23 protein-coding genes are annotated in these 18385 nt (G+C 68.0%); 20 read left to right on the forward strand and 3 right to left on the reverse strand.

Annotated elements, in window-relative coordinates; genetic code table 11:
• Positions 1–2 precede the first annotated feature (2 nt).
• From rplR to truA, 17 genes are all read left to right on the forward strand, one after another.
• On the forward strand, positions 3–386 hold the full coding sequence (gene rplR, locus AB0C16_RS12015; protein WP_357681671.1) for a 50S ribosomal protein L18: 384 nt from the start codon (positions 3–5) through the stop codon (positions 384–386).
• A gap of 49 nt (positions 387–435) precedes the next feature.
• A complete protein-coding gene (rpsE, locus tag AB0C16_RS12020; protein ID WP_189126381.1) occupies positions 436–1065 on the forward strand; it encodes a 30S ribosomal protein S5 in 630 nt (209 codons plus the stop codon).
• A gap of 2 nt (positions 1066–1067) precedes the next feature.
• On the forward strand, positions 1068–1250 hold the full coding sequence (gene rpmD / locus AB0C16_RS12025; protein WP_080043226.1) for a 50S ribosomal protein L30: 183 nt from the start codon (positions 1068–1070) through the stop codon (positions 1248–1250).
• 2 nt (positions 1251–1252) lie between these two features.
• Positions 1253–1708: a 50S ribosomal protein L15 gene (gene rplO, locus AB0C16_RS12030; RefSeq protein ID WP_357681673.1), complete on the forward strand. Its 456-nt coding sequence runs from the start codon at positions 1253–1255 to the stop codon at positions 1706–1708.
• A gap of 166 nt (positions 1709–1874) precedes the next feature.
• Entirely contained in the window at positions 1875–3185 is a 1311-nt protein-coding gene (secY, locus tag AB0C16_RS12035; protein ID WP_357681675.1) for a preprotein translocase subunit SecY, read from the forward strand.
• Entirely contained in the window at positions 3185–3835 is a 651-nt protein-coding gene (locus AB0C16_RS12040) for an adenylate kinase (RefSeq protein ID WP_357681677.1), read from the forward strand. The genes secY and AB0C16_RS12040 overlap by 1 nt, the downstream gene beginning before the upstream one ends.
• 109 nt (positions 3836–3944) lie before the next feature.
• A complete protein-coding gene (gene map, locus AB0C16_RS12045; RefSeq protein WP_357682071.1) occupies positions 3945–4754 on the forward strand; it encodes a type I methionyl aminopeptidase in 810 nt (269 codons plus the stop codon).
• A gap of 15 nt (positions 4755–4769) precedes the next feature.
• Entirely contained in the window at positions 4770–5204 is a 435-nt protein-coding gene (locus AB0C16_RS12050) for a DUF1707 domain-containing protein (RefSeq protein WP_357681679.1), read from the forward strand.
• A gap of 100 nt (positions 5205–5304) precedes the next feature.
• Positions 5305–5730, forward strand: coding sequence for a hypothetical protein (locus AB0C16_RS12055; protein WP_357681681.1), 426 nt, complete (start codon positions 5305–5307; stop codon positions 5728–5730).
• A 303-nt stretch (positions 5731–6033) separates the two neighbouring features.
• Positions 6034–6255, forward strand: a complete 222-nt coding sequence (infA, locus tag AB0C16_RS12060) for a translation initiation factor IF-1 (protein WP_012887858.1) — start codon at positions 6034–6036, stop codon at positions 6253–6255.
• 25 nt (positions 6256–6280) lie between these two features.
• Positions 6281–6394 carry a 50S ribosomal protein L36 gene (rpmJ, locus tag AB0C16_RS12065; RefSeq protein ID WP_003956441.1) on the forward strand — a complete coding sequence of 38 codons (114 nt, stop codon included), beginning with the start codon at positions 6281–6283 and terminating at the stop codon, positions 6392–6394.
• A 210-nt stretch (positions 6395–6604) separates the two neighbouring features.
• Positions 6605–6985: a 30S ribosomal protein S13 gene (gene rpsM / locus AB0C16_RS12070; protein WP_125644650.1), complete on the forward strand. Its 381-nt coding sequence runs from the start codon at positions 6605–6607 to the stop codon at positions 6983–6985.
• A 126-nt stretch (positions 6986–7111) separates the two neighbouring features.
• On the forward strand, positions 7112–7516 hold the full coding sequence (rpsK, locus tag AB0C16_RS12075) for a 30S ribosomal protein S11 (protein ID WP_020542285.1): 405 nt from the start codon (positions 7112–7114) through the stop codon (positions 7514–7516).
• Positions 7517–7536: 20 nt separating this feature from the next.
• Positions 7537–8163 (forward strand): 30S ribosomal protein S4, encoded by a 627-nt coding sequence (rpsD, locus tag AB0C16_RS12080; protein ID WP_189126374.1) that lies wholly within the window; start codon positions 7537–7539, stop codon positions 8161–8163.
• A 106-nt stretch (positions 8164–8269) separates the two neighbouring features.
• Positions 8270–9286 carry a DNA-directed RNA polymerase subunit alpha gene (locus tag AB0C16_RS12085; protein WP_189126373.1) on the forward strand — a complete coding sequence of 339 codons (1017 nt, stop codon included), beginning with the start codon at positions 8270–8272 and terminating at the stop codon, positions 9284–9286.
• 181 nt (positions 9287–9467) lie between these two features.
• Complete coding sequence (gene rplQ / locus AB0C16_RS12090) at positions 9468–10031, forward strand: 50S ribosomal protein L17 (protein ID WP_357681684.1); 564 nt, start codon at positions 9468–9470, stop codon at positions 10029–10031.
• Positions 10032–10125: 94 nt separating this feature from the next.
• On the forward strand, positions 10126–11028 hold the full coding sequence (gene truA, locus AB0C16_RS12095) for a tRNA pseudouridine(38-40) synthase TruA (protein WP_357681686.1): 903 nt from the start codon (positions 10126–10128) through the stop codon (positions 11026–11028).
• On the opposite strand, the gene AB0C16_RS12100 is transcribed toward truA, so the two are convergent.
• The 3 genes from AB0C16_RS12100 to AB0C16_RS12110 form a co-directional block, all read right to left on the reverse strand.
• Positions 10993–13680, reverse strand: a complete 2688-nt coding sequence (locus tag AB0C16_RS12100) for a hypothetical protein (RefSeq protein ID WP_357681688.1) — start codon at positions 13678–13680, stop codon at positions 10993–10995. The genes truA and AB0C16_RS12100 overlap by 36 nt on opposite strands.
• Before the next feature lie 292 nt (positions 13681–13972).
• On the reverse strand, positions 13973–14893 hold the full coding sequence (locus AB0C16_RS12105) for a hypothetical protein (RefSeq protein ID WP_357681690.1): 921 nt from the start codon (positions 14891–14893) through the stop codon (positions 13973–13975).
• Positions 14894–14917: 24 nt separating this feature from the next.
• Positions 14918–15661 (reverse strand): CAP domain-containing protein, encoded by a 744-nt coding sequence (locus tag AB0C16_RS12110; RefSeq protein WP_357681692.1) that lies wholly within the window; start codon positions 15659–15661, stop codon positions 14918–14920.
• 309 nt (positions 15662–15970) lie between these two features.
• Between AB0C16_RS12110 and rplM the strand changes: the two genes are divergently transcribed.
• From rplM to glmM, 3 genes are read left to right on the forward strand one after another with little or no spacing between them, the layout of a single operon-like run.
• Positions 15971–16414 carry a 50S ribosomal protein L13 gene (gene rplM / locus AB0C16_RS12115; RefSeq protein ID WP_189126367.1) on the forward strand — a complete coding sequence of 148 codons (444 nt, stop codon included), beginning with the start codon at positions 15971–15973 and terminating at the stop codon, positions 16412–16414.
• Between the two features lie 26 nt (positions 16415–16440).
• Positions 16441–16962, forward strand: coding sequence for a 30S ribosomal protein S9 (gene rpsI, locus AB0C16_RS12120; protein ID WP_357681694.1), 522 nt, complete (start codon positions 16441–16443; stop codon positions 16960–16962).
• Position 16963: 1 nt separating this feature from the next.
• Positions 16964–18310, forward strand: a complete 1347-nt coding sequence (glmM, locus tag AB0C16_RS12125; RefSeq protein WP_357681696.1) for a phosphoglucosamine mutase — start codon at positions 16964–16966, stop codon at positions 18308–18310.
• Positions 18311–18385: the final 75 nt, after the last annotated feature.

Below are 18385 nucleotides of genomic sequence, written 5' to 3' on the forward strand. Positions count from 1 at the left end.
GCATGGCTCCGAAGACTGCGTTCGGCAAGCACACGGCTGCCCGCACCGTCTCGCGGGCCCGCCGTCACCGCCGCGTCCGCAAGAACGTCGTCGGTACGGCCCAGCGTCCGCGCCTGGTCGTCAACCGTTCGACCCGTCACCTGTTCGTGCAGATCGTGGACGACAGCGTCGGCCACACGCTGGTGAGCGCGTCCACCATGGACGCCTCGCTGCGCACGCTGGAGGCGGACAAGACCGAGAAGGCCAAGAAGGTCGGCGAGCTCCTCGCTCAGCGGGCCAAGGAAGCCGGGATCACCGCCGTGGTCTTCGACCGCGGTGGCAACCGCTACGCCGGCCGCATCGCGGCTCTGGCGGACAGCGCCCGTGAGAGCGGGCTCGAGTTCTGATGCGGGCCCGGGGATCACAACTGATGGCAACTGAGATGAGGAACCACTGATGGCTGCAGCTCCGCGTCGCGGTGGCGGCACCGGTGGCGAGCGGCGGGACCGTCGTGACGATCGCCGCGGTGGCGCCGCTGACAAGGGCGTCTCGTACATCGAGCGCGTAGTTAAGATCAACCGAGTGGCCAAGGTCGTGAAGGGTGGTCGACGCTTCAGCTTCACCGCCCTGGTCGTCGTGGGTGACGGCAATGGCCTGGTCGGCGTCGGCTACGGCAAGGCCAAGGAAGTTCCCGCGGCCATCGCCAAGGGCGTCGAAGAGGCCAAGAAGCACTTCTTCAAGGTGCCGCGGATCCAGGGCACCATCCCGCACACCGTGCAGGGTGAGGAGGCGGCCGGTGTCGTCTTCCTCCGTCCGGCCTCCGCCGGTACCGGCGTCATCGCCGGTGGCCCGGTGCGCGCCGTGCTGGAGTGCGCCGGCATCCATGACGTGCTGTCCAAGTCGCTCGGCTCGGACAACCCGATCAACATCGTGCACGCCACCGTGGCGGCTCTGAAGGGCCTCTCACGGCCCGAGGAGATCGCGGCTCGCCGTGGGCTGCCGATCGAGGACGTCGCTCCCGCGAGGATGCTCAAGGCTCAGCGCGAGGGCATGGCCGAGGCCGCAGCCGCGAAGGCGGTGAGCTAGTCATGGCACGCCTGAAGATCACTCAGGTTCGCTCGAAGATCGGTGGCAAGCAGAACCAGCGTGACTCGCTGCGTTCGCTTGGCCTGAAGCGAATCGGCGACGTCGTCGTCAAGGAGGACCGCCCCGAGATTCGCGGGATGGTCTCCGTGGTGACGCACCTCGTCGAGGTGGAAGAGGTCGACTAGTCATGACTGACAAGGCTCCGCTCAAGATTCACGATCTGCGTCCGGCTCCCGGCGCCAACAAGGCCAAGGTCCGCAAGGGTCGTGGCGAGGCGTCCAAGGGCAAGACCGCCGGTCGCGGCACCAAGGGCAGTCACGCCCGCACCACGGTTCCCCTCGGCTTCGAGGGTGGCCAGGTGCCGCTGCAGAGGCGTCTGCCCAAGCTCAAGGGCTTCTCCAACGCGCTGTTCAAGACGACCTACCAGGTCGTCAACCTGGACAGACTCGGTGAGCTCTTCCCCGAGGGTGGTGAGGTCACCGTCGAGACGCTGGTGGCCAGGGGCGCCGTCCGCAAGAACCAACTGGTGAAGGTGCTCGGCACGGGTGAGATCTCGGTCGCGGTGAACGTGCGGGCTCACGCCTTCTCGGCCGCCGCGAAGGAGAAGATCGCCGCCGCCGGTGGCTCCGTTACCGAGCTGTAAGAGCTATTACGAGGCGTGGGGGTTCCGTCAATGGGCTCCCACGCCCGTAGTGCGTTAGAGTTCGCGAGACGACTGGCTTCTGTTCGGCTCGTTGACCTGAGACTTCAGATCGCAGATCCCCGCACATCGCATACTCACACCGCCTTTTAGGCGCGCAGGAGGGACCGTGCTGACCGCGTTTACCCGGGCGTTCCGGACCCCGGACCTGCGCAAGAAGTTGCTCTTCACCCTGGGCATCATCGCGCTGTTCCGTCTTGGCTCGGTTCTGCCGACTCCCGGCGTTCACGTCGAGAATCTGGCGGCCTGTTTCGATCAGGCTCGCACTGGCGACACCGGCAACATCTACGGGATGGTGCAGCTGTTCAGCGGCGGCGCCCTCCTGAAGCTTTCCGTGTTCGCGCTCGGCATCATGCCGTACATCACCGCGAGCATCATTCTCCAGCTACTGGTCGTCGTGATCCCCCGTCTTGAGGCGCTCAAGAAGGAAGGGCAGTCCGGTCAGACCAAGATCACGCAGTACACGCGTTATCTGACCATCGGTCTCGGTGTCCTGCAGTCGACGGCTTTCATCGCGCTGGCGCGTTCGGGCCAGCTCTTCCCCAACTGTCAGCAGAACGTGCTGATCGCGCCCGACGACGTCTTCTCCGTCATCACGATGGTCGTCATCATGACCGCCGGCACCTCTGTGATCATGTGGCTGGGTGAGCTCATCACCGACCGCGGCGTCGGCAACGGCATGTCCATCTTGATCTTCACCTCTGTCATCTCGGTCTTCCCGTCCGAGCTCGCCAACATCTTCCAGGCGAACAAGTTCACCTTCGCGGTCGTCATGGTGGTCGGTATCTTCATGATCGCCGCCGTGGTCTTCGTCGAGCAGGCGCAGCGCCGCATTCCCGTGCAGTACGCCAAGCGGATGGTCGGGCGGCGCATGTACGGCGGCACGTCCACCTACATCCCGTTGAAGGTCAACCAGGCCGGCATCATCCCGGTCATCTTCGCCTCGTCACTGCTCTACCTGCCGCAGCTGGTGACCTCGTTGTTCGCCAACGCGGAAAACCCCAATGTGGTCGTGCAGTGGATCTCGCAGAACCTTGCCACGGGCGACACGGCCATCTACATGATCACGTTCTTCCTCCTGATCGTCTTCTTCACGTACTTCTACGTGTCCATCACCTTCAACCCCGCTGAAGTGGCTGACAACATGAAGAAGTACGGTGGGTTCATTCCGGGCATCCGCCCGGGCCGGCCGACGGCTGAATACCTGAGCTTCGTGCTCAACCGTCTGACCGCGCCCGGCGCGCTCTATCTGGGTCTGATCTCCATGGTCCCGATCGTCGCGCTCGCGGTGGCCGGAGCTAGCCAGAACTTCCCGTTCGGAGGGACGAGCATTCTGATCATGGTTGGTGTCGGCCTGGACACTGTCAAGCAGATCGAGAGTCAGCTTCAGCAGCGTAATTACGAAGGTTTCCTGCGGTAGTGCGTCTCGTTCTGGTCGGGCCCCCCGGAGCGGGAAAGGGGACACAGGCCCAGTACATCGCATCCAACCTGTCTATCCCGAAGATTTCGACAGGTGACATATTCCGTGCCAACGTCTCGGGTGGCACGGAGCTCGGCAAGCTCGCCAAGACCTACATGGACCGTGGTGATCTGGTGCCCGATGAGGTCACCATCGCCATGGTCCGTGATCGCCTGTCGGAGGACGACGCGCAGGACGGTTTCCTGCTCGACGGCTTTCCGCGCAACGTGGTACAGGCCGAGATCCTGCGCGACATGCTCAAAGACTGGGGCCAGGCGCTCGACCTGGTGCTCGAGTTGGTCGTCGACGACGACGAGGTGGTCAGGCGCCTCGCCGGGCGTCGCACGTGCAGCCAGTGTGGCCGCATCTGGCATGTGGAGTTCGACGACAAGCAGGACGACAGATGTGACGCCTGCGGCGGCACCCTGTTCCAGCGTGACGATGACAAAGAGGACACCGTCAGGCATCGCCTGGAGGTCTATCAGGAGCAGACGTCACCGCTCATCGCCTACTACGCCGACGAGGGCATCCTCGTCGGGGTCGACGCGACGGGCCCGGTCGAGGAGGTCACCCAGCGAGCCATGGAGGCGATTCGCCCGTTCATGGGATAGCTCTGATGACCGACTGCGGAGGTGGCACGGAATTCCGTGCCACCTCGCGGCTATTGTGGGGGAATTGGACTCCCACGTCTGCCTGTTGAAACCCTGGGGGTTGCCGAACGTGTTCAAGAAGAACAAGCATGGAATTCAGATCAAGACGGTCGAACAACTGGACAAGATGCGCGCGGCCGGGTTGGTCGTCGGGCGCACGCTGGAGCTGCTGAAGCGCACGGTCGAGCCGGGCATGACGCCGCTCGACCTCGACGTCATCGCCGAGAAGGCGATCAGGGACGAAGGCGCGATTCCCTCGTTCAAGGGTTACCAGGGTTTTCCCGCGACGATCTGCGCCTCGGTCAACGACGAGGTCGTGCACGGGATCCCGACCAGCGTCCGCAAGCTGCGTGACGGCGACATCATCTCGATCGACTGCGGCGCGATCCTCGACGGCTGGCACGGCGACTCCGCCGTCACGGTGGCCGTCGGCGAGGTCGATCCCGAGCTCTCGGAGCTGATGCGGATCACCGAGGAGTCGATGTGGCGGGGCATCGCCGCGCTGGAGGTCGGCCGCCGGCTCTCGGACATCGGCTACGAGATCGAGAAGTTCGTCAGGTCGCAGGGACGTTTCGGCATCCCGCAGGAGTACGGCGGCCACGGCATCGGCACCGAGATGCACATGGACCCGTGGATCGCCAACCACGGCAGGCCCGGCAAGGGCCCGGTGCTGGAGGCGGGCATGTGCCTGGCCATCGAGCCCATGGTCAACCTCGGCACGGACCGGACACGGGTGCTGGCGGACGACTGGACCGTCGTGACGATCGACGGGAAGCAGTCCGCACACTTCGAACACAGCGTCGCCGTGACCCATAATGGTCCTTGGGTGCTAACCGCCCTCGATGGGGGCAAAGAGCGCTTGGCGCAGCTGCAAAACTAACCAGGAGTGGTGGGTATGGCGCAGAGCCCCGAGATGCGTGCCTCCGACGTCGACCGCGACCGGGTAGCCGCCGTGCTCCGCGAGCACACCGCGCAGGGCCGCATCACGATGGACGAGTTCAACGAACGGCTGGAACAGCTCTACCAGAGCAAGACGTACGGTGAGCTCGCCCGGTTGACCGCGGACCTGCCCGACGTCGACATGCGCCACCGCCAGGTCGCCAAGGTGTCGGACACCCCCGCGACCAAGCCGGGGATGCACTCGGGCATGCGGGCCGCCTGGGCCGCGTGGGCCATGGCGAGCTCGATCAACTGGGTGATCTGGCTGATCGTGAGCGTCACGTCAGGGGATCTGATCTATCCCTGGCCGCTGTGGGTGATGGGCCCGTGGGGCGCTGTGCTGCTGATGAGCAGCATCTTCGGAGCCGGGAACAACTCGCGGAAGCGGTGAAGTGTGCACTAGTGCACTGTGTGCATTCGTCCACAGAACGGACCTGCGAATCTTCCTAACGTGAGGGGTGTCGAGAAGCACCGACTCACCGGAGGAACACATGCGCAAGGTCCTTGCAGCCGCCGCCCTCGCCGGTTCGATCACCACCGGACTGGCCCTCGCCGCTCCCGCCCAGGCCGCCACCGCGACCGTCACGGCCACCCTCGCCGCCCCTGCCGCCGCGCAGTCGGCGCCGGTCAACAAGTGGGGCAAGTACTACTCCTCGAACCACCAGGCCTACAGCTACGGCCACACCTGGAAGTCGAACGGCAAGGTCTACACGAAGTGGTATGGCAAGGAGTCGACCAGCGAGTTCGGCTACGTCTGGTTCAAGTACTACTCGAACGGCAGCTGGCACAAGTTCTACAAGAAGTGGGACGGGTCCCACAGCGAGACCTGGTCCCGCGGTGGCATCAAGAAGGTCTACACCTACACCTGCTGGAGCAGCCCCACCAAGTACTGCGGCTCATCGCACCGCATCTACTAGGCCGCTGATCCAGGAAGGCCCGCCGGCTCGCCGGCGGGCCTTCCGCATGGGTGCCGAGCGATTGGGTTAGGGACGATTGGCTTACGGGCGCGGTGGCTTGGGGTAAACTGATCCGTGGTTGTGTCAGGACACCTGGCACGCGTTTCGCGTTCTTGGCTCAGGTGTCGTACACTCCTTAGTCGGCTCACTATGACTATCACGCGTCGGCGGTCTTTGCCGATCGCCGCTCTCTTCGAAGCGTGGGGTCGCGGCTGCTTAGTGAACCGGAGCCTCAGACGACCGATCAGTGAAACGCGAGGGATTTTGGCCAAGAAAGACGGCGCCATCGAGATCGAGGGCACTGTGGTTGAGTCGCTCCCGAACGCCATGTTCCGGGTGCAGCTCGACAACGGCCATAAGGTCCTGGCCCACATCAGCGGACGGATGCGGATGCACTACATCCGGATCCTGCCCGACGACCGGGTAGTCGTGGAACTGAGCCCCTACGACCTGAGTCGTGGGCGGATCGTCTACCGATACAAGTAAGAGCGTCTGAGGAACACGAAGGACAATGAAGGTAAAGCCGAGCGTTAAGAAGATCTGCGACAAGTGCAAGGTGATTCGCCGGCACGGTCGCGTCATGGTGATCTGCGACAACCTGCGCCACAAGCAGCGTCAGGGTTAGTCGCCGCAAGGCTTCTCCGAGTCCGCCCCAGACGGGAGCGGGCTCGACGCATGAGGAGCCTGAGTCAGCAATCGCGCGTCACACCTGAGCAGGCGGTGCGAGCCGAACCGTTCAGGAGACCCCCGGTCGGAGGCCGGGGCCCTCACCCCGGGCATGGGGAGGGGTAGTGAGGCGCAAGACCTCCGCCACAACGAAGGAGAATGCCCGACCATGGCTCGCCTGGTTGGCGTCGACCTCCCCCGCGAAAAGCGGCTGGAGATCGCTCTTACCTACATCTACGGAATCGGCCGCACCCGCGCCCAGGAGATCCTCCAGGCCACCGGTGTCAGCGGCGACCTTCGCGTGCACCAGCTCTCCGACACCGAGCTCGTCCCGATGCGTGACTACATCGAGGCGAACTTCAAGATCGAGGGTGACCTGCGCCGCGAGGTCCAGGCCGACATTCGTCGCAAGATCGAGATCGGTTGCTACCAGGGCATCCGGCACCGCAAGGGCCTGCCCGTCCACGGCCAGCGCACCCAGACCAACGCGCGCACCCGCAAGGGCAAGAAGAAGACCGTGGCCGGTAAGAAGAAGCCCGGCAAGAAGTAGTAGTCCGCTCCGGAGCGGCGAACGCTCAGGCCCGAGAGTGGCAGCTCGCGTGACCAGCGAGGGCCGAGTGAGCGCGACCGTTCTAAACAGCCGCAGGACCGAAGACCTCAGGAGTGAAGGCAAAGGATGCCTCCTAAGAGCCGTCAGGGTGCACCGAAGAAGGTGCGCCGCAAGGAAAAGAAGAACGTCGCTCACGGGCACGCCCACATCAAGAGCACGTTCAACAACACGATTGTTTCGATCACCGATCCCAACGGAAACGTGATCTCCTGGGCCAGCGCCGGCCACGTGGGTTTCAAGGGCTCCCGCAAGTCCACCCCGTTCGCCGCTCAGATGGCCGCCGAGAATGCCGCCCGTCGTGCCATGGAGCACGGCATGCGTAAGGTCGACGTCTTCGTCAAGGGCCCGGGTTCCGGCCGCGAGACCGCGATCCGCTCCCTCCAGGCCACCGGCCTCGAGGTGGGTTCGATCCAGGACGTCACGCCGGTCCCGCACAACGGCTGCCGTCCGCCGAAGCGCCGCCGCGTTTGATTCCCAGGAGATATTGAGAAATGGCTCGTTACACGGGCGCGGACTGCAAGCTCTGCCGTCGCGAGAAGACCAAGCTCTTCCTCAAGGGCAGCAAGTGCGAGTCCGCCAAATGCCCCATCGAGATCCGTCCTTACCCGCCGGGTGAGCACGGCCGCGGACGTCCCAAGGAGTCCGAATACCAGCTTCAGCTTCGCGAGAAGCAGAAGACCCGCCGCATCTACGGCGTCCTCGAGAAGCAGTTCCGCAACTACTACGAGGAAGCCGCGGGCAAGAGCGGCAAGTCGGGTGAGGTTCTCCTCCAGATCCTGGAGAGCCGCCTCGACAACGTCGTCTACCGCGCGGGGTTCGCCCAGTCGCGTGATGCCGCTCGCCAGCAGGTCCGTCACGGTCACATCACCGTCAACGGCAAGAAGGTCGACATTCCGTCGTACCGTGTGCGCGAGCACGACATCATCGAGGTCCGCGAGACCAAGCGCAACCTGCTGCCCTACGAGGTGGCCCGCGCCACCGCCGGCGACCGCACGGTCCCGGCCTGGCTCGGCGTCGTGCCCGAGAAGCTCCGTGTCCTGGTTCACCAGCTGCCGGTTCGCCAGCAGATCGACACCCAGGTCCAGGAGCAGCTCATCGTCGAGTACTACTCGAAGTAGTCACTCGCCCACTGGTTCGCGTGCGGGAGACCGTACGCGGACCAGGGTTGTTCATCGGAGTGGCGTCATATAGCGGGCGCCACACGAAAAAGGGGAGAACCCGCAGATGCTGATCGCTCAGCGCCCGACTCTTCTCGAAGAGTCGATCGACGACACCCGGTCCCGGTTCGTCATCGAGCCGCTGGAGCCGGGCTTCGGCTACACCATCGGCAACTCGCTCCGCCGCACGCTGCTGTCGTCCATTCCGGGCGCGGCCGTGACGAGCATCCGGATCGAGGGCGTGCTGCACGAGTTCTCGACCGTTCCGGGGGTCAAGGAGGATGTCACCGACATCATCCTCAACCTCAAGGAGCTGGTCGTCTCGTCCGAGCACGACGAGCCGGTCGTGATGTACCTCCGCAAGCAGGGCCCGGGTGAGGTCACCGCCGCCGACATCGCGCCTCCGGCCGGTGTCGAGGTGCACAACCCCGAGCTGCGCATCGCCACGCTCAACGGCAAGGCGAAGCTGGAGATGGAGCTGACCGTCGAACGCGGTCGCGGCTACGTCTCCGCGGCCCAGAACAAGCAGCCCGGCCAGGAGATCGGTCGCATTCCGATCGACTCGATCTACTCCCCGGTGCTCAAGGTCACCTACAAGGTCGAGGCCACCCGAGTCGAGCAGCGCACCGACTTCGACCGCCTCATCCTCGATGTCGAGACGAAGCCGGCCATGAAGCCCCGCGACGCGGTGGCCTCCGCCGGTAAGACCCTCGTCGAGCTGTTCGGCCTGGCCCGCGAGCTCAACGTCGAAGCCGAGGGCATCGACATCGGCCCGTCGCCGACCGACGCCGCTCTGGCCGCCGACCTGGCGCTGCCGATCGAGGAGCTCAACCTCACCGTCCGCTCGTACAACTGCCTCAAGCGCGAGGGCATCCACACCGTGGGTGAGCTCGTCGCCCGCAGCGAGCAGGACCTTCTCGACATTCGTAACTTCGGTGCGAAGTCGATAGAGGAGGTCAAGCAGAAGCTGCACGAGATGTCGCTCGCGCTCAAAGACTCTCCGCCTGGATTCGACCCGAGCGCCGTAGCCGGTGCCGGTTACGACGACGACGACAGCGCGTACGTCGAGACGGAGCAGTACTAGAACCCGCGGGGGCGCCGTCCCCCGCGAGTCCCCGGAGGGCTTCGGCACCGCCGGGAATTGATTGACCCGCGAGGGCCTAGCCCTACGGACTGGTTGATGTGACAGGAACCGCGCGAGCGGTTCCCGTCCCCGACTCCGGTACCTGACACGGCCGGAGCGGGTTAACTCCAAGGAGAGAGAAATGCCCAAGCCCACCAAGGGCGCGCGTCTCGGCGGCAGCCCGGCGCACGAGCGGCTGATCCTGGCGAACCTCGCCACCGACCTGTTCCGCCACGGCCGGATCCGCACCACGGTCACCAAGGCCAAGCGCCTTCGGCCGCTGGCGGAGCGTCTGATCACCAAGGCGAAGAAGGGCGACATCCACAACCGTCGCCAGGTGCTCACCGTCGTCAAGGACAAGGGCGTCGTGCACCACCTCTTCACCGAGATCGCGACGACGTTCGCCGAGCGTCCCGGCGGCTACACCCGCATCACCAAGGTGGGTGCGCGTAAGGGCGACAACGCCCCGATGGCCGTCATCGAGCTGGTGACCGAGCCGCTGAAGACCGTCAGCGTGTCGAGCACCGAGGCTCCGGCGGCCAAGGCCGACGAGAGCGCCGCCCCGGCCGCCAAGGCCGAGGAGACCGAAGCGCCGGCCGCCGAGGCCACTGAGGCCCCGGCTGCCGAGACCGCGGAGGCGCCCGCCGCCGAGGCCGGCGAGGCTCCCGCTGAGGCTTCGGCCGAGGCGAAGAAGGACGAAGCCTGATCCGTCAGGCAGGCTGAACCGGGTCCGGACCCCATCGCGGGGTTCCGGGCCCGTTTCTCGTTGATCGGCCGAGCACAGTTTCTGGAGGAAGTTCGTGGTACGGCTCCGCCTCGACCTCGGGTACGACGGCACCGACTTCTCCGGTTGGGCCCGGCAGCCCGGGCGTCGTACCGTTCAGGGCGAGATCGAACAGGCGCTCGGCAGGATCCTGCGGCTGGGTGAGCCGCCCTCGCTGACCGTGGCGGGGCGGACGGACGCCGGTGTGCACGCGCGGGGGCAGGTGGCGCACGTGGACCTCCCGGTGGAGGCGCTGGCCGAACTCGACCGGCGTGGTTCGGCGGGTCCCGACGTGGAGGGCGCGCCTCGCGGCGTGGATGAGCGGCTCGCTGCGCTCGTCCGGCGGCTGGCCGGGGTATTGGCGCAGGATGTACGGGTTCATCGCGTCTCGGTGGCTCCTGAGGGCTTTGATGCGCGTTTCTCGGCCATGTCCCGTCGCTACTCCTACCGGGTGTCCGATGCCCCCGGCGGAGGTGACCCACTGCGCCGCCACGAGATCGTCTGGCACAACCGGCCGCTCGACGCCGACGCGATGAACCTCGCCGCCGTGCGCCTGCGGGGCGAGCACGACTTCGCGGCGTTCTGCAAGAAGCGGGAAGGGGCCACCACGATCAGGGAGCTGCAGCGGCTCGACTGGGTGCGGCAGGACGACGGCTTGCTGGTCGCCACCGTGGTGGCCGACGCGTTCTGTCACTCGATGGTGCGGGCGCTGGTGGGGTCGCTGCTGGCCGCGGGTGACGGCCGCCGGCCGGTGGAGTGGCCCGGTCAGGTGCTGGCGCGGGCCGTACGAGACTCCGGGGTGCATGTGGCGCCCGCGCACGGGCTGTGCCTGGAAGAGGTGAGTTACCCCCCCGAGGAGCGGCTGGCGGCGCGCGCCGCCGCGACGCGCCGGGTGCGCACCGCGTCAGCCGTTGGCGATGCGCCGCTCGAGCACGAGTGACATCTGGTCGCGGAAGGCGTCGCTCACCTTGCCGAGCGTTTTGTCCTTGGCCGCGGGAGTGTGGCCGTCGGCGTAGGTGGCGTAGCTGAACACGATGTAGCGGCCCCAGACGAGGCCCGCCGCGTAGCCGCCCGCGATGTGCACGCGCTCGCCGCCCGTGCCCGCGGGCCCCGGGAGGGCGCGGAACCACAGGTTGCGGGAGAGGTTCTTGGTCTCGTCGGCGCGCAGGGCGGCGTCCCTGGTGGGGAGCACGGCGATGCCGGTCGTCACCGCGTAGCGGCGCTTGGCGTCGACGTACGTGGCACGCAGCACCCGGTTGCACTTCTGCGCCTTCAGCGCGTCCGCGAACGGGCCCGCGGCGGCCTTCTCACAGTCGGGCTCCAGGTTCGTCTTGACCCGGGCGAAGTCGGCCCCGCCGGCCGCCACCTTCTTCTTCGGGAACGCCTCGGACAGCGAGAGCTTCCGCGGATCGGTGTCTTCGGAGTTGAGCATGGCGGCCGCGGGTGCGCTGGGCTCGGCCGTGGTGGTCGGGGCGGAGGTGGCGGAGGTGGCCGACACGGTCGGGGCCGGCTGCTGGGTGGCCGTCGCGACGGGGGGCGGCGGCGTGCTCAGCGACTTGTAGGCGAAGAAACCGCCGGTGGCGACGCCTGCCAGAACCAGCACACCCAGCGTGGCGAACAGCGCCTGCTTGCTCTTGCCCGGCTCCTTGATGGCTGTCGGCTGGGCAGGCGGCGCCGGCTGCTTGTACGCGCCCTGCGGGTAGGCGGTGGCGCCGTGCGGCGGGGTGGGCAGATCGTACGAGGCGGACTGCAGGGGGACCGGCCCGCGAGCCGGGACGGGCTTCTGGCCCCACACCTCGGGGCTGAAAGGGAGCTCGGGGAGTTGCTCCTCCTGACGTTGCTCCTCGGTCTGCGGCGCCGGGGGCCAGGAGCCGGCCCTCACCACGGAGGGCTGGGTGTCGGCCCCCGTGGCCTCGGAGTGTTGTCCGGGGGCCTGGGTCTCGGATCGGGAGGCGGCGGAGCGGAGCTCGGACCGGGCCACCGAAGGGCGGGACCCGGACGGAGACGCGGGGGGAAGGGGGCCGGAGGCATCGCTCCCGGCTCCGGGGATCTCCGGCCGGGGCGCGCGAGTCTCGGACTCGGTTGGCTGGATTCGGGCCCCGGAGGGCTTGGCCGGGGACGTGCTCGGCCTGGTCACGGGCAGGGGTGCCGGGCCGTCGGGTCGGATGCCGGATCCGGGGGCCTCCGACGGTGACGCGGCGGGGCGGGCTTCGGGCGGCGGAGCCGGCGGCGGGGCCTGGGGTGTGACCGGCCGCGCCGCCGATGCCGGGCCCTTGGAATGGGGTGGAGGTGGCCAGGTCTCGGACCGGGAGGTCGCCGGGGGAGTCGTGGGCGGTGGGGGTGATAGGGCGTCGGTCACCGGCATGGGGCCGGTGTCGGCCTGGCGCGAGGGCTTGGGGGCGGGCGGCCAGACGGGGATGTCGCCGGGCTCCGGGGGATGCGGGCCGTCAGGGGCGGTGACCTGCGGGTTGAAGGGGGTGCCGCCCTTCGGCGTGGACGACCGCCCGGCCGGTGCGTTGCTTCCCGTGGTGGGCTGCCCGGGTGGTGTGCTGCTTGCGGTGGTGGGGTGTCCGGGTGTGCTGCTTGCGGTGGTGGGGTGTCCGGGTGTGCTGCTTGCGGTGGTGGGCTGTCCGGGTAGTGCGTTGCTTCCGGTGGGGTGCCTGGGTGGTGTGCTCGCGACGGGGTCTGGGGAGGTCGCGTTCGGATCGAAGGCGTGGGGGGCGGTGGCGTCGGGGTCGGTGGTGGTGGCGGCCGGGTGGCCTGGCCGGGCGAGATCCGGCGAACCCGCCTCCGCTTCGTCACCGTCGAGGCCGGGCAGCGGCTCGCCCGTGGCGGCCGGCCACGGGGGCATCAACGGAGGGTCGGAGACGGGAGCGGGCCACACCTGCATGCCGGCCGCGGCCGCCGTGAAGCCGGGCGGCGGCTCCCAGGTGGGCGGCTTGGGGTCGCTCTCCCAGGGCACCTGCTCCTCGGTCGCGTAGGGCACGGGCGGCTCCTCCGCCCAGGACATGACGTCGTCAGGGGCGGCCTCGCGGGCGCGGTGCTCGGGATCGGTGGCGCCCGCGAACCAGTCGTACGGGGCGGTGTCGTCTTCGGGCACCTCCCAAGGCTGCGCGCCGGGGAAGGCGGGTAGCGCGGGCAGGTCGCTGTCGCCCCGCTCGGCGCGCTCGGGCGGACGGGACGAGGGCGACGGCACTCCTGGACGGCCGGGGAGCCGGGCCTCCGCCGTGGTCTCCGTGTCGTGGGCCGGCGTCACCGGCCGGGGCTCGGAGCCGGACGGCGCCCAGCCCTGATGACGGCTCGCGCCGGGCTCCGGGACGGACGGTGCGTGCGGGATGCCCGCGCCGGCTTCGGAGGGCCGGTCCTGGAGAGGACCCGCACCGGTCTCCGGCGTGGACGGTGTCCGGTCTCCGGGGGAGGTCGCGTTGGACCGCAGGATGGGGGGTGTCCAGGACGCGTCCGCGACGGGCTCACGGAGGGGTGGGACGCGGTCCTGGGAAGGGTCCGCGCTGGACCGCAGGATGGGCGGGGCCCAGGGGACGCCGTCGCCGGGGCCCGGTGTGAGCGGGGGCCGGTTTCCGGGAGAGGTCACCCCGGACTCCGGGGTGGCCGGTGGCTGGTCCGGCGGGAACGCGTGGGGCGATGGCCCGCTCGCCGCCACCGAGGGTGGAGGTGGGGGCTGCTCGGAGGGCTGGCCGAAGCTCGGAGGTGGCGTCCCCGGCGCTGCCGAGCCGTCGGCTTCCCTACGATCGTGCTCAGACCCAGGTTCCTGGCCACGCATAAGGGCGAGCCTAGCGAGAGACACGAGATCGTCATGCCGGTATGGGCGTTCCCGGCCGGATCGGACGCCCTGTTTACGATCTTAACGCGCCGAAAACGTGGTTTCAGGTCGCCGGAAAACCGGTCAACGTTCGGGCGTCGAGAGCCTTGAAGACGGTCGCCTTGGAGATGTCGGTGGCCGCCTGGAAGATCACCTTGGAGCCCTTGGAGTCGGGTTTGCTGCCGTCCTTGTTCTGAAACCAGATCATGACCGCGTAGTGGCCGTGCATCCACACCTTGGTGCCGCCGCTGCCCGAGCCGACGAACTTGGTGATCTCGTCCTTGCCGGCGAGCGGCTTGACGTAGTTGGCGTCGTCGCCGACGGAGGCCGCCTTGGTGGCGGTCTTGCTCGACCTGAGGTTGGCCACGCCGACCGTGCCGATCACCTTGCCGCTCTTGTCGCGGAAGCTGGCCCGGATGAGCTGGGTGCACTTGCCGCTCTTGAGCGCCTTCAGCATCTTGTCGCCCACGGCCCCGTCGGCGCACTTCTTGAGCTTGCTGGTGACCGTCATCTCGTAGGAGCGGCCCGAGACGGTGAACTTCTTCTTGGGGAAGAGCTCCTTGACCGTCAGCGGCTCGGGGTCCGTGGTGCGTTCGGCCGCGTAGCTGTACTTGCCGGGCGGAGCCGACGGGAGCGGCGCGGACGTGCGGCGGGCCTGCGCCGTGCCGGCGGGGTCGGCGGGCCCGGCGTTCATCATCACCGCGAGGCCGGTGCCGAGAAGGCCCAGCACCGCGACGCCGCCGAGGACGAACCACAAAGGTCCGCGCGAGCGGTTGCCCTCGTCGTAGGGGCTCCACATCTCGCTGCGCGGCGCGGGGTCCGCCGGCTTCGCGTCGCCGGTGGTCTCGGCGCCCGGCACGCCCTCCTCGCGATCGCCGGGGCTCTTGCGGGGACGGAACACGCTTTCGGTGTCGTCCTCGCGCTTCTTCCGGAACCGGCGGGGGGTGCTCTCCGTGCTGCTCTCACGGTCCTCGGGAAAACCCATGCGGGCGAGACTATCGCGAAGGTGTCAGGAATATCCGAAGTCCTGAGTCCACCAGGGACCGCCGGGACCGGCCACCACGCCGACGCCGATGGCGGTTATGCGGCAGTTGAGGATGTTCTGCCGGTGGTCACGGCTGTCGAGCCAGCCGCGGACCGCCTCTTCGGCGCTGGAGTAGCCGCGGCCGATGTTCTCGGCGGCGCCCGCTCGGTATCCGGCGCTCTCCATCCGGTCCCACGGTGAGCGGCCGTCGGGGGAGTCGTGGGCGAACCGGCCGCTCCTGGCCATCTCCAGCGAGTGGGCCCGGGCGGCGCGGGTCAGCCTGCCGTCGACCCTGAGCGGCCCGCATCCGTGCTTGGCGCGGGCGGCGTTGGTGAGGGAGACGACCCTGGCGGCCAGGGACGACGACACCTGGAGCGTCTCCTCGCCCAGCACGCGGGTGGGGTCGTCGGCGGTGTAGCCGTCGACCAGGTCGGTCGGTGACGTGGTGGGCTTGGCCTTGATCCTGCTGGGCGCGACCGCGGCGGTGGTCTGCCTGGGGATGCGGCCCGCGTACGGCTGCGCCGCCTTGGGCGACGGGGTGGGGGTGGCGACGGCGGACGGGGCGGTCTCTTGGAGGTAGATGTGGCCGGCGGGTTCGACGTCGTCGCTCATCCGTCCGAACAGCACGCCCATGAGGAAGAGGGCGGCCATGAGGCAGGCGAGCACACCCAGATGACTCCGGCGCCGTGCGCTCCGCTGGGTGTGCCGGGTGTGAGAGGTCTGCCACATACCGCAGTCAACGATAGAGATGTGAGGTACTGGTGATGAAGGGAATGGGGGGAACTGAAATAGAACCGTTCTGTGGTCGGGTAGACTCGACCAGGGTTACCGGTCTTTTGACCAGCGCCTGCGAAGGTGGGTAACCTGAACGTTCGTTGTGTGCATAGGTCCAGCGAGACCGATGCGCGGCGCGTCCGGCGTCATCTCCCATCTCTGTGGAGACGGAAGGTCCGGGCCGTCGTGTGCCCGCACCGACCGACCCCAGCGCTGCCGCATCCGGCAGCGCGCCGAAGACGCGAGCATAAGAAGGCTACGACCGTGCGCACGTACTCACCGAAGCCCGCCGACGTCCAGCGTCAGTGGTACGTCATCGACGCGACCGATGTCGTGCTGGGCCGGCTGGCCAGCCACGTCGCGATCCTGCTCCGCGGCAAGCACAAGCCGATCTTCGCCAACCACGTCGACACCGGTGACTTCGTCATCGTCATCAACGCGGACAAGATCGCGCTCACCGGCAACAAGCTGGAGCAGAAGAAGGCCTACCGCCACTCGGGCTACCCGGGTGGTCTGCGTTCCGTGAGCTATGGCGAGCTCATGGAGAAGCGGCCCGACAAGGCCGTCGAGAAGGCCGTCAAGGGCATGCTGCCCAAGAACTCCCTCGGCCGGAAGATGGCCAAGAAGCTGAAGGTCTACGCGGGCTCCGAGCACCCGCACCAGGCCCAGCAGCCGGTGCCGTTCGAGATCACCCAGATCGCCCAGTAGAAGTCCGAAAGAGTTAGAGGAGAACCGTGGCTGAGCCCACCGGTGTCGAGACGGTCGTAGAGGCCGAGGTGGAGGACTTCTCCGGCGAGGAGTTCCCTTCCGAATACACCACCGAATCCACCGCCAGCGCTGACGCTCCCGTGCGCAAGCCCGTCACCACGGGCAACTCGTACGGCACCGGTCGCCGTAAGGAGGCGATCGCCCGCGTGCGCATCGTCCCCGGCACCGGCAAGTGGACGATCAACGGTCGTTCGCTGGATGTCTACTTCCCCAACAAGGTCCACCAGCAGATCGTCAACGAGCCCTTCGTGGTGCTCGGCGCCGAGGACGCGTTCGACGTCATCGCGCGCATCGACGGTGGCGGCGTGACCGGCCAGGCCGGCGCGCTCCGCATGGGTCTGTCCCGCGCGCTGGCGATCCTGGACGTCGACGTCAACCGCCCGCCGCTGAAGAAGGCCGGCTTCCTCACCCGTGACGCCCGCGCCACGGAGCGGAAGAAGTACGGCCTCAAGAAGGCCCGTAAGGCTCCGCAGTACAGCAAGCGCTGAGTTGGCGCGTCTTTTCGGCACCGACGGGGTGCGTGGGGTCGCTGGACGCGACCTCACGGCGGAGCTTGCCATGGACCTTTCGGTCGCGGCGGCTCACGTCCTCGGCGATGCAGGCGCGTTCGCCGCTACCGGACGTCGTCCGATAGCGGTCGTAGGCCGGGACCCGCGTGCCTCGGGAGAGTTTCTCGAGGCCGCCGTGGTCGCCGGCCTCGCGGCTTCCGGAGTGGATGTGCTGCGCCTCGGCGTGCTGCCCACCCCGGCCGTCGCCCATCTCACGGCCGCGCTCGGCGCGGATCTCGGCGTCATGCTGTCGGCGTCGCACAACGCGGCCCCCGACAACGGCATCAAGTTCCTCGCCCGTGGCGGCTTCAAGCTGTCCGACGCGGTCGAGGACGAGATCGAGCGACGGCTGGGCGAAGGCTGGAGCTTTCCCGTCGGCTCCGCCGTGGGGCGGGTGCGTGACGCGTACGGCGAGGCCGACCGCTACATCACCCACGTGCTGGCCACGACGCGGGGCAGGCTCGACGGCCTGCACGTCGTCGTCGACTGCGCCCACGGTGCCGCCCACATGGTCGCGCCCGAGGCGTTGCTGCGTGCCGGTGCCACGGTCGAGGCGATCGGGGCGAGGCCCGACGGCCTCAACATCAACGCCGCCCACGGCTCCACCCACATGGACAAGCTCCAGCAGATCGTCATCTCGCGCGGCGCCGATGTCGGCATCGCCTACGACGGCGACGCCGACCGCTGCCTGGCGGTCGACCACACGGGCGCGATCGTCGACGGTGACCAGATCATGGCGATCCTGGCGGGCGCCATGCACGCCGAGGGCGCGTTGGCCAAGGACACCGTGGTCGCGACCGTGATGTCCAACCTGGGCTTCAAGCTGGCCATGCGCGACGCGGGCATCCACGTGGTGGAGACCGCGGTGGGCGACCGCTACGTGCTGGAGCGGATGAAGGCCGACGGCTACAACCTGGGCGGTGAGCAGTCGGGGCACGTCATCATGCTCGACCACGCCACCACGGGAGACGGGCTGCTGACCTCGCTGCACCTGCTGTCGGTGATGGCGGCCACCGGCCGGCCGCTCAAGGAGCTGGCCGCGATCATGACCCCGCTGCCGCAGATCCTGATCAACGTCAAGGACGTCGACCGGGGCAAGGCCGCGGTGCCCGAGCTCACCGCCGCCGTGGCCGAGGCCGAGGCGGAGCTGGGCGAGTCGGGCAGGGTGCTGATCAGGCCGAGCGGCACCGAACCGATGATCCGGGTGATGGTGGAGGCCTCTTCGGAGGAGCACGCCACCAAGGTCGCCGATCGGCTCGCCGGCGTCGTGCGGGCCGCCTGCGTCTGACGCTGTTCGAAGGGGTACGACACGCTGGTGTCGTACCCCTTCGTCATGTTCGGGTCCGGCAGTCGGGTGTCATGC

Source organism: Nonomuraea sp. NPDC048916, from assembly GCF_040649575.1.
GTDB lineage: Bacteria > Actinomycetota > Actinomycetes > Streptosporangiales > Streptosporangiaceae > Nonomuraea.

Coding starts and splice junctions, on each gene's coding strand:
- rplR (WP_357681671.1), top strand. CDS start 3: ATGGCTCCGAAGACTGCGTTCGGCAAGCACACGGCTGCCCGCACCGTC.
- rpsE (WP_189126381.1), top strand. CDS start 436: ATGGCTGCAGCTCCGCGTCGCGGTGGCGGCACCGGTGGCGAGCGGCGG.
- rpmD (WP_080043226.1), top strand. CDS start 1,068: ATGGCACGCCTGAAGATCACTCAGGTTCGCTCGAAGATCGGTGGCAAG.
- rplO (WP_357681673.1), top strand. CDS start 1,253: ATGACTGACAAGGCTCCGCTCAAGATTCACGATCTGCGTCCGGCTCCC.
- AB0C16_RS12050 (WP_357681679.1), top strand. CDS start 4,770: ATGGCGCAGAGCCCCGAGATGCGTGCCTCCGACGTCGACCGCGACCGG.
- AB0C16_RS12055 (WP_357681681.1), top strand. CDS start 5,305: ATGCGCAAGGTCCTTGCAGCCGCCGCCCTCGCCGGTTCGATCACCACC.
- rpmJ (WP_003956441.1), top strand. CDS start 6,281: ATGAAGGTAAAGCCGAGCGTTAAGAAGATCTGCGACAAGTGCAAGGTG.
- rpsM (WP_125644650.1), top strand. CDS start 6,605: ATGGCTCGCCTGGTTGGCGTCGACCTCCCCCGCGAAAAGCGGCTGGAG.
- rpsK (WP_020542285.1), top strand. CDS start 7,112: ATGCCTCCTAAGAGCCGTCAGGGTGCACCGAAGAAGGTGCGCCGCAAG.
- rpsD (WP_189126374.1), top strand. CDS start 7,537: ATGGCTCGTTACACGGGCGCGGACTGCAAGCTCTGCCGTCGCGAGAAG.
- AB0C16_RS12085 (WP_189126373.1), top strand. CDS start 8,270: ATGCTGATCGCTCAGCGCCCGACTCTTCTCGAAGAGTCGATCGACGAC.
- rplQ (WP_357681684.1), top strand. CDS start 9,468: ATGCCCAAGCCCACCAAGGGCGCGCGTCTCGGCGGCAGCCCGGCGCAC.
- AB0C16_RS12105 (WP_357681690.1), bottom strand. CDS start 14,893: ATGGGTTTTCCCGAGGACCGTGAGAGCAGCACGGAGAGCACCCCCCGC.
- AB0C16_RS12110 (WP_357681692.1), bottom strand. CDS start 15,661: ATGTGGCAGACCTCTCACACCCGGCACACCCAGCGGAGCGCACGGCGC.